The 13,295-nt window shown below is 60.0% G+C and carries 10 protein-coding genes, 2 pseudogenes and 1 riboswitch; of the genes and pseudogenes, 9 read left to right on the forward strand and 3 right to left on the reverse strand.

Annotated features, from left to right (window positions below):
• Positions 1 to 348 precede the first annotated feature (348 nt).
• Positions 349 to 424: riboswitch (cyclic di-GMP riboswitch) on the forward strand.
• Between the two features lie 17 nt (positions 425 to 441).
• From E3N94_RS03300 to E3N94_RS03315, 4 genes and pseudogenes are all read left to right on the forward strand, one after another.
• Positions 442 to 1,296 (forward strand): alpha/beta hydrolase, encoded by an 855-nt coding sequence (locus tag E3N94_RS03300; protein WP_347232683.1) that lies wholly within the window; start codon positions 442 to 444, stop codon positions 1,294 to 1,296.
• Complete coding sequence (locus E3N94_RS03305; RefSeq protein ID WP_134569791.1) at positions 1,293 to 2,747, forward strand: diguanylate cyclase; 1,455 nt, start codon at positions 1,293 to 1,295, stop codon at positions 2,745 to 2,747. The genes E3N94_RS03300 and E3N94_RS03305 overlap by 4 nt, the downstream gene beginning before the upstream one ends.
• An 85-nt stretch (positions 2,748 to 2,832) precedes the next feature.
• Positions 2,833 to 3,322, forward strand: a pseudogene (locus E3N94_RS03310) (IS5 family transposase); the annotation flags it as partial.
• Between the two features lie 666 nt (positions 3,323 to 3,988).
• Positions 3,989 to 4,972, forward strand: a complete 984-nt coding sequence (locus E3N94_RS03315) for a S66 peptidase family protein (RefSeq protein WP_241987049.1) — start codon at positions 3,989 to 3,991, stop codon at positions 4,970 to 4,972.
• Between the two features lie 369 nt (positions 4,973 to 5,341).
• Here the strand turns inward: E3N94_RS03315 and E3N94_RS03320 are convergent.
• Positions 5,342 to 5,623 (reverse strand): annotated as a pseudogene (locus E3N94_RS03320) (helix-turn-helix domain-containing protein); the annotation flags it as partial.
• 128 nt (positions 5,624 to 5,751) lie between these two features.
• On the opposite strand from E3N94_RS03320, the gene E3N94_RS03325 reads away from it, so the two are divergent.
• From E3N94_RS03325 to E3N94_RS16410, 3 genes are all read left to right on the forward strand, one after another.
• Entirely contained in the window at positions 5,752 to 6,114 is a 363-nt protein-coding gene (locus E3N94_RS03325) for a PadR family transcriptional regulator (RefSeq protein WP_134425494.1), read from the forward strand.
• Positions 6,111 to 7,208, forward strand: a complete 1,098-nt coding sequence (locus tag E3N94_RS17435; RefSeq protein WP_134569792.1) for a hypothetical protein — start codon at positions 6,111 to 6,113, stop codon at positions 7,206 to 7,208. The genes E3N94_RS03325 and E3N94_RS17435 overlap by 4 nt, the downstream gene beginning before the upstream one ends.
• Before the next feature lie 650 nt (positions 7,209 to 7,858).
• A complete protein-coding gene (locus E3N94_RS16410; RefSeq protein ID WP_166790052.1) occupies positions 7,859 to 8,008 on the forward strand; it encodes a hypothetical protein in 150 nt (49 codons plus the stop codon).
• A gap of 749 nt (positions 8,009 to 8,757) precedes the next feature.
• Here E3N94_RS16410 and E3N94_RS03335 read toward each other — a convergent pair.
• Positions 8,758 to 10,002, reverse strand: a complete 1,245-nt coding sequence (locus E3N94_RS03335) for a phospholipase D family protein (protein WP_134569793.1) — start codon at positions 10,000 to 10,002, stop codon at positions 8,758 to 8,760.
• Between the two features lie 440 nt (positions 10,003 to 10,442).
• Between E3N94_RS03335 and E3N94_RS03340 the strand changes: the two genes are divergently transcribed.
• A complete protein-coding gene (locus E3N94_RS03340; protein WP_198416253.1) occupies positions 10,443 to 11,729 on the forward strand; it encodes a hypothetical protein in 1,287 nt (428 codons plus the stop codon).
• 113 nt (positions 11,730 to 11,842) lie between these two features.
• On the opposite strand, the gene E3N94_RS03345 is transcribed toward E3N94_RS03340, so the two are convergent.
• On the reverse strand, positions 11,843 to 12,157 hold the full coding sequence (locus E3N94_RS03345; protein WP_134569795.1) for a hypothetical protein: 315 nt from the start codon (positions 12,155 to 12,157) through the stop codon (positions 11,843 to 11,845).
• 182 nt (positions 12,158 to 12,339) lie between these two features.
• Between E3N94_RS03345 and E3N94_RS03350 the strand changes: the two genes are divergently transcribed.
• On the forward strand, positions 12,340 to 13,269 hold the full coding sequence (locus tag E3N94_RS03350; protein WP_134569819.1) for a GIY-YIG nuclease family protein: 930 nt from the start codon (positions 12,340 to 12,342) through the stop codon (positions 13,267 to 13,269).
• The last annotated feature ends 26 nt before the right edge of the window (positions 13,270 to 13,295 follow it).

Consider the following 13,295-nt stretch of genomic DNA (forward strand, 5'->3'; position numbering starts at 1 on the left):
GCACCAAGGGGACGATATCTTTACTGAGCTGACCAGCAGAAGTCGAACACTTTCGTCCAGTCCGCACGCTATTCATCGCCGGCTCGAAGAAGTCGCCGCGCGATTCTACGGCGGACCTCACAACTTCACGTTTTTGACTATGCGCCGCGGAGATCGTTTCCGCCGGTGATGTTTAAGGGACCACTCCTCGTCGTCGTCGGTCAGGGGGCGGCCCTCGATTCCGGCCGAGGTCGTAATCAGGGCGTCTGCGGCGGATTGGGCAGGGCAAAAACAACGAGAACTGGGAGGAGCGAACGCGGTCCGTGTGGTTGGGCCCCTGATAGTCTCGGTTATCATGTGGGCGTTTGCTCATCATGCAGGCAAACCCGGCGCGAGCCGGGAACGCAAAGCCACGGGGACACACGCTGTCAGCCGGGTTACCGAACAGTAAAGGCCACGCGCATGCTCATGGAAGCTGGGCCGCCCTCACCCGAGGAGACGACTGTTGTCATTGAAGAGCTCTCGGTTGTCTCGCGGCGCAACAATGTAGCGGTGAGTGGTAACCCGGACGGCCGTGCGATCGTGTTCGCACACGGCTTCGGGTGCAATCAAAGCGCATGGCGACTTGTCACCCCGGCCTTTCTCGCGGACTACAAGGTCATCGTGTTCGACCATGTTGGGGCAGGCAGTTCCGACGCATCTGCCTACAGTTTCTGGAAATACGACTCGTTGCTCGGGTACGCGGACGACCTGCTCGAGATCCTTGATGAGCTGGACGTGACCGACGTGGTGTATGTCGGTCACTCTGTCAGCGCGATGATTGGTGTGCTCGCCGCGAACCGTGACCCGTCCCGCTTCGGCGCTCTCGTCCTGATCACCCCATCCCCTCGATACATCAATGCGCCAGGCTATGAGGGAGGATTTGAGGTCGAGGACATCTATGCAATGTTGGATGATCTGGATTCAAACTATTTCGGCTGGTCGTCAGTCATGGCACCACTGATGATGGGCAACCCGGACCGACCGGGGCTATCGGATGAGCTGACGGAGAACTTCTGCAGCACCGACCCGACGATCGCCCGCCATTTCGCTCGTGTCACGTTCCTTTCCGACAACCGGGAGGACCTCCCCTTGGTCACTACGCCGACTCTGATCCTGGAATGCTCCGCCGACATCGTCGCTCCCGCCGCCGTGGGGCACTACGTTCACCAACAGATATCAGGCAGTACGTTGGTCACTCTCACGGCCACCGGCCACATCCCTAACCTGTCGGCACCCGACGCTCTAGCGGATGCCATTCTTGCCTACCTGAAATGATTGACGGTGGCGAACGTGCGGTCGAGAGCTTATTCGAGGAGCTCTATGAGTACGCGCCGTGCGGACACCTCTCCACAACGGTCGACGGCATCATCATCCGAGTCAACAAGACTCTGCTGAAGTGGACGGGGTATCAGCGCGAAGAGCTCATCGGCCAGTCGTTCGTCTCGTTCCTCCGACCAGGCAGCCAGTTGATGTTCGAGACTCGATATCTCCCGGTGCTCCACCTGCGAGGTGAAGTGAAAGAGGTGGCGGTGTCGTTCCGGCGCGCGAACGGCACCGCGCTGCCGATGATGGTCAACAGCACCGTGACCACCGATGGAAGTGGGGAACCAGTCACCATCCGGATGGCCGTCTTCGATGCCAGCGAACGCCAGGAATACGAGCGAGAGCTCCTCTCCTCCCAACGCAAGGCGGAGGCATCGGAAACTCGGATAAGGGTGCTGCAGAAGGCATCGAGAGTGTTGACCGAAGCCACTACCGACACCGCGCTGGCAAATGAGCTGACGAAGATCACCCGTGAGGCGTTCGCTGCGTCTAACGTCTCGATGTACCTCCTGAACGCTGAGGGGAGGCTGGACCTAACATCGGGAAATCCCGCGCTGGGACTGCTCGATCTGACCGGCTTCGGGCCAGCCAGGGTACTGGCCCGCACCGAACGCACGATGATCTTTTCGCGCACTGATCCCTTGGCTAAGTCATCCGGGCTCGCCGAAGTGATGCGAAGCGCCCAGGTGGAGACACTCGTGACCGCGCCGTTGTCGGATGAAGCAACTCCGCTCGGTGTCCTGATCAGTTCCTTCGCACGTTCAAGAAGCTTCGAAGCGGACGACATCGGGCTGTATGAAGCACTCGCACGTCAGTCCGCCCAGGTGCTGACACGCATCCATCTACACCAGCAGCTTGAACGACTAACGCTCATCGACCAGCTCACGGGCCTCGCCTCCCGTCGCCTCATTCAACGACGCCTCAGCGACGCGGTGAACCTCTCACGACTCAACCGCCGTTCGATAGCACTTCTCCTCATCGATCTCGACGGTTTCAAACTCATCAACGATGAACTGGGACATGCCACCGGTGACAGCGTGCTTAGTGAGATCGGCTCCAGACTGTCGTCGGTCGTCCGTCACGGCGACCTCGTAGGGAGACTCGGCGGGGACGAGTTCGTGGTCCTCTGCGAGGACGTGAAACTCGAAGAGGTGGACCGTGTCGTCGAACGACTGCATGCCGCCCTCCGCGAGCCGCTCACCGGGCGCGCGAGCCAGAAACGGGTCACCGGGAGTATCGGCACCATCCTGTACCTCGGCGGAGTCCCGGATCACATCCCTCCCGACCTGATACTCGAACAAGCCGATGAGGCGATGTACCGGTCCAAGCGCGCGGGGAAGAACCAAGACACCACCGTCATAGTCGGAGACACCTCGCCCGCGGAAGGCCACCCGATACTCTGATTCGCAACATGGTGCCCTCATCTGAGGTCGATCCCGTCCAGTCCGTGTCTCCTAATGCCGAGGGTTCTGTCTGACAAGTTGAGGCATGTCTCGTGCTGCCGTGTTGTCTGACAGTGAATGGGCTCGACTCGAGCCGTTGATGCCATCGTCGAAGAATTGTCTGGGTCGTCCGTTCCAGGACCACCGCCGCATTCTCGAAGGCATCATTCATCGGTATCGGGCGGGTATCCCGTGGCGGGATCTGCCCGATTCTTTCGGTCCGTGGCAGACCGTCTGGAAACGTCACCGACGTTTCAGTGGCGCTGGAACTTGGGACGCAATTATGACCAGGTTGCTTTCGCAGGCTGATGCGGCTGGCTTGATTGCGTGGGAGGTGTCCGTGGACTCCACGGACAACCGCGCCCATCAGCATGGCACCAACCTCCCGCGCACTACAGGGGGAACTCTCGAACTACACGAATCTGCTCAATGAGCCCGCTGACCATGCAATTGGTCGGTCACGAGGCGGTTTAACGACCAAGATTCACACTTTGTGCGATGCGAATCTGCGGCCGCTGGTGATTCTGTTGGGGCCGGAGCGACCGGACCAGGTCGCTAACCGGAAACGGCGCGGCCAAGCCGGTGGCCGCGTTCTCGGTCGCATCGAAAGCTGTGCGGGTGCATGGATCTTTCTCGTCGTGGCCTCTAGGGCGCGCCTGTGACTGGGAGCGTGCAGACGGTCAAGGCTTTGTGACTGCGGGTCCCAGCTGGACCACGACGATCCTTTTCTTCATCTGGATCGCCATTGCATCTGTCGGCGCGGTTGTCCTTGCCGTCGGAGGCGCGCGCACGCGCTCCGGAGCCGAAATGGGTAATACCCATTAGGCGGCCCGTATGAGGTTCCCATACGGGACGACGGCATGGGTCGACGTCGGTGTGGATGAGTTGTGCAAATAAATATGACTCATAGCGCTCTGTGGCGGCGTTCTGTGATCGCTATTTGGCGCCTTTAGCTATACGCCCGCGTCGCCCCGGAGTAGGTGTCAGTGTCTTATATCCCATGGGTTACGAGACGCATCGGTTATGAAACATGCACCACTCTCCAAAGCGTTGGAGCGCCAGGACCCCGCGACGAGCGACACCGTTCGTGGGCTGCGGGTGGCGTTCCGTACGAACCCTGCCTGATCAATGTGTCATGGTTGGGAAGGCCAACAGCTCAGAACAAATCTGCCTTGAGCAGGCCCTTCGAACATCGGACGCTCGTGACAATAGTTCCTCCTAAACTCCGCTCAGGTGACATTATTCGAGTTGTTGCGCCTGCACGTTCCAAAGCATTTGCCACGGAGCACCTTGACCCTGAGCTTATAGAGCGCCGGTTCAAGGAAATGGGTCTGGTCCTGACGTTCGGCCAGCACGTGGACGAACGGGATGCCTTCGATTCATCATCCATTGCATCCCGCGTTGCGGATCTGCATGCGGCATTCGCCGATCCCGACGTCAAAGCCATCTTGACGGTTATAGGCGGGTCGAACAGCAACGAACTGTTGCCCTACCTCGATTGGGACTTGATCGCGTCCAACCCGAAGATTCTGTGTGGCTACTCCAACATCACCGCACTGCAGAACGCGATCCTGGCTAGGACAGGGCTGGTGACGTATTCCGGTCCGCATTGGTCGTCGTTCGGCATGCGCGACCACTTCGAACGCACCGCCGCATGGTTCACGCAGACGCTTTTCGATGATGCCCCAGTGAACCTTCTCCCGTCCCCAGAGTGGACGGATGATCTTTGGTTCCTGGACCAAGATGTCAGGGTGACGATGCCCAGCCAAGGATGGTGGACTCTCCAAGATGGTCACGCCGAGGGGCAGATCATTGGAACCAACATGACGACGATTGCCGGGCTTCAAGGCACGCCCTACATGCCATCGCTTAATAGCTCCATCCTCGTACTTGAAGACACTGCCGGGACTGACCCTGCGGACTTCGCTAGACACCTCACATCCATCCTGCAGTTGCCTGATGCCGTAGGCGTGCTCGGCCTGGTCATCGGCCGATTTCAAACGGACACCGGCATGACCCAAGAACTTCTTACGGAAATCATCTCTCGCCAGCCTGTCCTGAAGGATTTGCCGGTACTGGCAAATGTCGACGTCGGCCACAGCTCACCACAAGCCACTTTTCCTATCGGCGGGACCCTAGAAATCACGGTTGGGTCAAACCCGAGCCTGCAAATCACTCGTCATTAGCTCACTCTGGCAGCCACCGATTGTGGCCTTCGACAAGCGTCGACGAAGGAAGAATCCCTCGGATTGAGCATTCGCCTAATCAACTTCCGGTTGATTCCACCGCAAGTCTGTGGCAAGCAACCCGCGCTCCTTTGCGGGGGCAACAACGCGCCAACATCCCGGACACCGAGCATCGACTTTTCTGTCTCGTAACCCTAGGGATATGAGGCGTCTCACGCTCCATCTCCTGCGCCTTTCGAGAACGCCGGATCTCGTGGTGCGGTGATTCTCATAACTACGTCGCTTAACCTGCTGGCTGCATGACGGTAGTCACCGTCAGTTGCGAGACATCCCGTACTGTCACGAAAGGCCTAGGCCTCGGACTGGCCGCTACTTCTTGGAGAGAAGCTTCGCACCGTCAGGCCGTAGCTCCCCCGTCGGTGAGACATGGCGGTACAGCGTCTGCCGAGTGAACCCAAGCTCTTTGCAAAGTTCACGGACCTTCGTCTCCTTCTGACCAATGGCGGCCATGGCCAGGCGAATCTTGGCCGGCGTCATCTTGAACGGACGCCCACCCGTCCTCCCCCGTGCTCGCGCCGCGGCGAGCCCGGCCACGGTGCGCTCAGAGAAAGGGGCCCGCTCGAACTCGGCCAGGGGCAACGCCGCGACGATTGTGCAGGCGAGTACGGACATTTGTGCAGGCGACTTCGGAAAATGACCGTTCGGTGCCACCATCCGGCGTGGCGCTGGAATCACTACCGTGTACCGCGTAGTAGTGTGTGATGCGTCAGAGGAGATACATGGACACCACACAGCTACTCAAAGGAGTGCTCGACGTCGCGGTGCTCGCCGTGATTCAGGAAGAAGACGGCTACGGCTACGACATTGTGCGGCGCCTGCGCGCTGCCGGCCTCAAAGAGGTGGGAGACGCCTCGGTTTATGGAACCCTCCGACGCCTCTATACCGCGGGTGCATTGTCAACCTATGTTGTGCCCTCCGATGGCGGCCCGCACCGCAAGTACTACGGAATCAACACTGAGGGACGGACCATGCTTGCCGAACAGCGAGCCAGCTGGACCCGGTTCGCCAACACACTGTCACTCCTCCTCACAGAACAGCACCAGCCCACCGCTACCATCCGCACGATTGGGGACAAGTCATGAGCACGACCACCTCACCCACCCTGGCCATTCGTGATTTTGCCGCTGCCGTACGCGCCGCGCTCAGCGACCTTCCCAGTGAAGATGTCGAAGAACTCACGGACGGACTTGAAGCGGATCTGACCGAGCAAGCCGAGGATCTCGATGCGCAAGGTTTCGACCCGGGCGATGCTGTCGGCTACGCCGACGAGTTGCGGGCCGCGGCCGGGCTACCGGTTCGGGGAAAGCCGCGGCTGGCATCCGCCTGGACCGCCAACAAACTTCGCACCTGGGCCAACGCACAGCGATCAAACCTCGCCCGCAAGGCACGATCGACAGTGATCGGCTCGCGCACCCTGGACTTCTTCATCTCACTCCGACCGTTCTGGTGGGTGCTACGGGGCTGGGCCGTCTACAAGGTCATCTCGGCTCTAGTTATCGACACCAGCATTGCCAGTACTCTGCCGTCGAGCGGCACTGAGTGGGTTCTGCTCCTGCTATTCGTCACCGTCAGCGTGCAATGGGGACGGGGACGATGGCTCCCCTGGTCATGGCTGCCACCGCTTAGGACCCTGGTCAGCGTCTGCTCGATCATCGCGCTGCCACTCCTTCTTGTGCTCGCCACAGCGTGGAGCAGTTCGGCCGACCAATACGTGGAGGACTACGTTCCACCAGGCCTGCTACTCGACGGTAACCAGGTCTCCAATGTGTTCACCTATGACTCAGACGGTCAACCCCTCACCGGCGTGCAGCTCTTCGACCAGGATGGAAAACCACTCACGACCGTCGGCGATCCAAACGCCACACCGTGGGTTACCACATACGGCACCGACGGGACGGAGGTCATCTTGGTCCCCAGCTCCGACGTACCGGGGAGAAGCGGTTGGAACGTTTTCCCCCTCAACACGGTCGACTCAGTGGACTATAACTCGCAACCCAGTGGAGAGCCTGACCTCTCCACCGCTACTCCGGCCGTGCCACCCTTTGCCCAAGTACGGCCCCTCACACAGCAGACGCCGTCCCCAACGGCCCCGCCGACTCCCGCTCCCTCTGCGGCGCCGCCCGTCGCTCCCGAACCGAGCGCCGCACCTACACCAAACTCAGGCGGAGACAATTGAACGAGTCACCGCAGCCCAATCCCGCACCGCGAAAAATCATCCCATCAGCCATCAATCTACCGCCAACTCAACCACTCGACATCACCGCGTGGCTCGCATTCGAACGAGAAAACGAGTAGTCCTCGCGTCGCTTCGGGCGGATTCGCTGTCGCTGGATGACCAACGACTGACCGCGATGTGTCAGGGCGACTCCAAGAGCCACGCCGGCGAGTGTCAAAGAATGAAGAAACCGACGTTGTCTGACACAAGTTCCACACTACGATCTGACGCCCAGCTGGGGCGTACTCCAACCTGACGTTAGGCGCATCGCTCGCCACAAGTTCTGCCGAAACTGCGCCGACGGCTTGACGCCGGCAGCACGGAGTGAACAATTCCCCAGACGAAAAGCAACAAAGCTGCCGTGCGTCGGTCTGCACACCGGGACACCAAGTCTCCCGCCTTTCCTCATCCCGAGTGCGGGGTTCGGCGGGGTCGGCTATCGTGCCGGCATGCCACTGGACCCGTTGGGCGCTCCCCCGAACTGTGAGCGGTGCCTCACCCCGCTGCAGGTCGAGGGGTCGCCGTCAAGCCCGTTCTGGCGTTGCCCCGTATGCGGTCTGGTCCGTCTGGTGTAACCTCGGCCAGCTCACCTGCAGGCGGATAATGAAGGGATGAACTGGGACCTGGCACACCGCCCGCGAGATGCGAGCGAGTCAACGCCCGTCACCGTCGAAGCACCAGACAGCTGGACTGCAGTCGAGCAGCTGCGCGCCGCGATCCCCGCCAATCACCTGGTCATGTACGTGCGCCCGGCCAAATAAGAACCGAGCCGGTCTCCTCAGTATTCCAATAGATTCGAACCTATGTTCTAATGGATTCATGGGTTCGGATACTAAGCACCCCGACACCCCACACGCGCAACGATCCGTGCGGGCTGACACCCTCGCGCAAGTCGAACCACCCCATGGGGCCGAATTCGTGCCTTACCCGTTCAGCCTGACTCCCGCCGAGCTGGGCGGGCTGGCGGCCACACTGGCCAGCGAACCAACGTTTGTGCGCGCATGGGTGAGATACCCCGCGATAGCTACCCACGTCCACGGCCTGGCCCTGGCCTGGACTCCGCGTGCCGTCTACGTGGAATGGGAGTACGCCGGCACTCACCGCACCTGGGTCTGGGCTCCAGCCGTCGAGCGCTCAGCACCGAGACCGAGCCCTACCGCAGCCGCTCCCCCGCGGCCATCGGTGGAGGTGATGACCGTTCGGGACACACAGCCGCTAGTCGAGTTGATAAATTCCTACCTGGCTCAGAGCGGTGCCGAGTTTCTGACGGCCATGGCGCAGCCCGCTGGCCCATTCAGCGTGGTCGTGTTTGGGTCCATCGAAGACCACGGCGTGAACCTGGAATTCTTCACCGACCCCCGCGACCCACATGTGCGCGGTGCACCTGTTCGATATGACGACGAAAAAAGTTCTTGCCGAGCGGGTTACAGGTCCGACTTTCGAGAAAGCTATCGAGGTTTACCCGTGGGATGCGGCGATCGAAACGCTCGTCTAGGGGCTCCGCTCACTCTCAGACTGCGAAATCACCCGCTGGTTGGGCTGCGATGACCAGCCTGAACCCTTCTGGGTGCACCTTTTCCAGCGACACATAACTTCCGACGAAGTTACCGGCTCGAAGGACCTTGCTCATTACGGGGCCCCAGTGCAGCACGGTTGGAACATTTCCCTGACCTGCGGCCCTGTGCGGGTCGTGGCTGATGCGGATATCCAATTCGCCATAAGAAATCCCGTCTACGTAGGTGTCGAACGCAACGATTACTTCCGACTCGTTCGCGTTGCCGGACCTTGGGGACCACGGAAGGCCGGCGAAAAAATCGGAGATGAAGTAGGTCTGGTGGTCGAACGGGAAACCCTCCTTGCTCAGTCGCAAATTTCCCGTTGGATTGCTGTTTGCGGTTTTCGGCTTCTGGGCGGCGGTCGAATCCATGTCTTTGAACCACCGTCGAACGACTTGCGCCTGCGGGATTTTCGGTGCAGCCGCGGACGCCGCAGTCGGCGGAGTCTGCGGGGTCGCCGGAGCCGCCGCAGCCTGGGCTGTACCCTTCGATTGACCAGGCGAGGTCGCTTTCTTGAAAGCTGCAGCGAGAGCGGGAAGAGTACGCATCAGAGCAACTGGGTTTCCAAACAATCCGCGGGCTGAGCCGGACACTACGCTGTCGCTGTCTTCCGGTACAGGATCTTTTGGCCTCGACACACGACGGCCAGCGTCCTCGCTGGCAATGAAGATGTCGCGACTTGACATCATCTCGTCCACGAGTTGCTCGGTCAGGGGCCGGCAAACGGTCGGCTCCGATCTCAGAGTGGCAATCCAATCAATCGCCTCCGCGAATGGCCCTTCTACAGCCCCGGAGGAATCCAGCCAGAGCGAACTCTCATAATTCCAACCCAAACCGCCGGCCGTGAGGTTGCTCGATCCTACGAACAACGAATGTTGAAGTCCGCCTGTAGCGAGGTAAACCTTGGGGTGAAAAGTACGTCGTGGATCGTGAAAGACAAAAGCCTTGTCTGAAAGCTCACGAGCTAGAGTGAGTCCTTCCTTAGTCGCACCGCCTTCACTCACTCCGACGATCATCTCGACATGGCCACCGCCTGCTCGAAACGTCGCAAGCTGGTCGGCCACGCGCCCAAGCCCGGATCGTTTGGCCCACGCAACTACCACCACCAAATGATCTGCGTCCGTGGTCAACACATGTTCAACGAAGTCCAGCAAGCTGGGTTGGCCTTGAGCGGGCTGCCCCACAAATCGCGCTTTCACATCATGAGTCTCCCGGGCAGAGCGTCCATTCGCTGGGACGCGGACGGGTAGAATTTGCTTCAGTATCTGAAGTGAGGTTTTTTATGCGAACGCGCAACGAGGTAAGCGACGAGAAACTGCGGGGCGGGTTTTACTCTCCAGACGTCCTGGTTGATTTGTGCTTGAGGAGGTCGGCGGATCTACTTCGAGGCAGGCAGGATCTAAGAGTCCTCGAGCCTGCTGCCGGAGATGGGGCCTTTGTCCGGGGTTTGCGACGCTCCCCCCTCGCCGACAGAATCACGCATCTAGAGGCCGTAGAAATACTCGACCTTGAGGCTCAGAAAACATCTGACGCGCTCGAACGGTCCGGCTTGCCGGGAGTTGTACACACGTCCAACGTTCTCGATTGGGATAGGCACAGCTCAGCGAAGTTCGACCTCGCGCTCGGAAATCCTCCCTACGTGCGCTTCCAGTTCGTTTCCGCTGAAGATAAACAACACGCTCTCGCTATCGGCGCCAAGCTCGGTATTACCGGTGCCGCCGTCTCCAACCTATGGATACCGGTGTTCTTGCTGGCCCTCCAGCGCCTTGCGCCGGGTGGAGTATTTTCAATGATCCTGCCCGCAGAGTTCCTTACCGGAGTCTCTGCGGGACGAGTCCGCTCCTGGCTGCTGGAGGCCTGTCTAGACCTGACCATCGACTTGTTCAAGCCGGGCTCATTCCCCACAGTCCTCCAAGAAGTCCTCATCCTCACCGGCCGCAAAGCCAGTGCCGCCGACGAGGCCAGTAATGCCGTGCGATTTTTCGATCACAACGGCGGCACGCACCACTGGCAGCACGACATCTCACCGGCCGCCAAGACTTGGACTTCCTACCTCCTCAACCCCGAGCAGGAAGCAGCTTTCACCCAGGTATCGCGCTTGGAGGGAATCACCCGGCTTGGTGCCGAAGCACGGTTTACCGTCTCGACTGTGACTGGCGCGAACAGCTTCTTCTGCGTGGACACTTCTACCGTCGAGCATCACGACCTCAAACAGTGGACGTTGCCGCTATTGCCGCGCACACGCTACGCCAAGGGACTGACGTATACAGCGACAGAACATTTCGAACTGGCCGAATCAAAAGCCGCCGCTTGGATGCTGAGCTTTGACGCAGGCAGACCCGCCCCATCACAGCATGCCCGAGCGACCAGCTACCTAACGCAAGGCGAAAGCGCCGAGTTGAACGAGCGTTTCAAATGCCGTGTTCGCACCCCATGGTTCCGAGTCCCAGTGGTTCAACCAGGTCAATTGCTCATGTCTAAGCGTTCAAATCTGTTCCCCCGCGTCATCGTGAATCAAGCCGGCGTCGTAACGACTGACACCATCTACCGCGGGCAGATGCTCTCGACCTCATCCCTAACACCGAACGACATTGCCGCCTCATTCCACAACTCGCTCACTCTGTTGACGGTGGAAACGAACGGACGCAGCTTCGGTGGAGGAGTTCTCGAACTAGTTCCTAGCGAGATCAGTTCCCTCATGATTCCGGCGACTCGTGACGCTAGAACGCAACTCGACAAACTTGATCGAGTGGCGCGTACCGACCCATCCCCAGAAGCCCTCATCGAGGCGACCGATGAATTGCTACCAACGTGGATTCCGGGCCTCACCCCTGACCTGCTGCATCTCGTCAAGGAAGCGCGAGGGGAGCTACAGCAACGACGAATCATCCGCTCACACGGAAAGTTTTATGACGAAAGCGTGTAGCTCGCCCCCGGCGAGGGTCACGCCCCACGAGGGCAAGGGGCGCCCGCTCGACGGCTATCTGTCGGCGGACCTTTTTCCACCGCGTTGATCCTGCGAGACAAGCTCACATGACGTCATCCCAGGTCCACGTCCGTGTAGCCGGAGGGAATGCTCCTCGCCGACTTCGCGTACGGCGTATACGGGGTGTAGGGCGTGTACGGCGTGTACGGGGTGTACGGGGTGTAGTGCGAGGGAGGGGTCCTCTTCTTCAGCAGCCGATCTCCAACGATGGTTCCCAAATAACTCTTCGTCGTGACTCCGCAAACGTCATCGTCGCTCCAGGCCAGCCAGCCGATCCACTTCGCCTTAGGACTCCACAAGTTTTTGTCGGTCTCGCTGGTACGAAAAGCTATCCAGCGCCCGTGGGAGTCATAGTAGTACTCGGTCATCCGGGGGCTTCCTTCTACGCGTCGGTGGATATCACGCTAAATCTAGTGGCGACCACCGACGGATGGCGTAGCAAATGCAGTTCAGCCCACCGATCCAGCAGCCTGTCCCTGTGGGATGGATCAAGGGCGGGCCGCACCCGGAGTGTCATAAACTGCGAGGCAGCAGCCGAGGGGGAAGTTTGATGGTCACGTCGGGTAAGTCCGTCCGGTTGTTCTTAGTGGACGGCACGCCGGGCGGCCTGGTGACGGCAGAGATCATGAACTGGACCGGTCATCTCCTTGCGGGCCCGAGGTCAGATCTTCTTTCGCTACTCCGGAGAGAAGAGGCTGGCCGGACAGGCGTATACCTGCTCCTCGGGGACGCCCCCGATAGCGTCGGGGGTATTCAGGTGTATGTCGGGGAGGGCGACGACATCAGTGTCAGGTTAACCAGTCATGCCCGTGAAAAGGATTTCTGGGAACGCGCAGTTCTCCTCACCAGCAAGGACGCCAACCTCACCAAAGCTCACGCCCGTTACCTTGAATCTCGCTTCCTGCAAATTGCTCGAGACGCGCAACGTTCTGAGATCGTTAACGGCACCGCACCTCCGCTGATTGCACTCCCAGAAGCCGACGTGTCTGACATGGAATATTTCATCGCCCAAGCGCTGATCGCGCTGCCAGTCCTTGGCGTCAATGTCCTTCGAGTAACGACTATTGCCCCCGGCAATCTAGTGGCGGCGGGTCAGGCGCGGGTCGCCGAGTCCGCACCGCAGTTCACCATGGAGCAGCCCCGTGAAGGACTAACAGCCCACGCCACGGAGGTGGATGGAGAGTTCACCGTCCTCAGCGGCTCTCATGCACGACGCAACCAGGTCGGCGGAGGATCGTACGTGGCCCTTCGCGAACGTCTCGAAAAAGACGGCACTATCGACACCACTACGGATCCGGCAATCTTCACGAAGAACCAGGTGTTTGCTAGTCCGTCTGCAGCAGCAGCTGTCGTTGCCGGCCGCTCCGCCAACGGTCGCACCGCCTGGGTGGAAAATAGCACCGGGCTCACCTACGGGGCTTGGCAGAACCGTGACCTCGACGACCCCGCTGTTGGAGCGCCTGTACCGATGCCAGCGTAGGCGAGGAAATACTGGGGCGTTTGCTA

Origin of the sequence: Cryobacterium sp. Sr3, from assembly GCF_004402835.1 — a bacterium.
Taxonomy (GTDB): Bacteria; Actinomycetota; Actinomycetes; order Actinomycetales; family Microbacteriaceae; genus Cryobacterium; species Cryobacterium sandaracinum.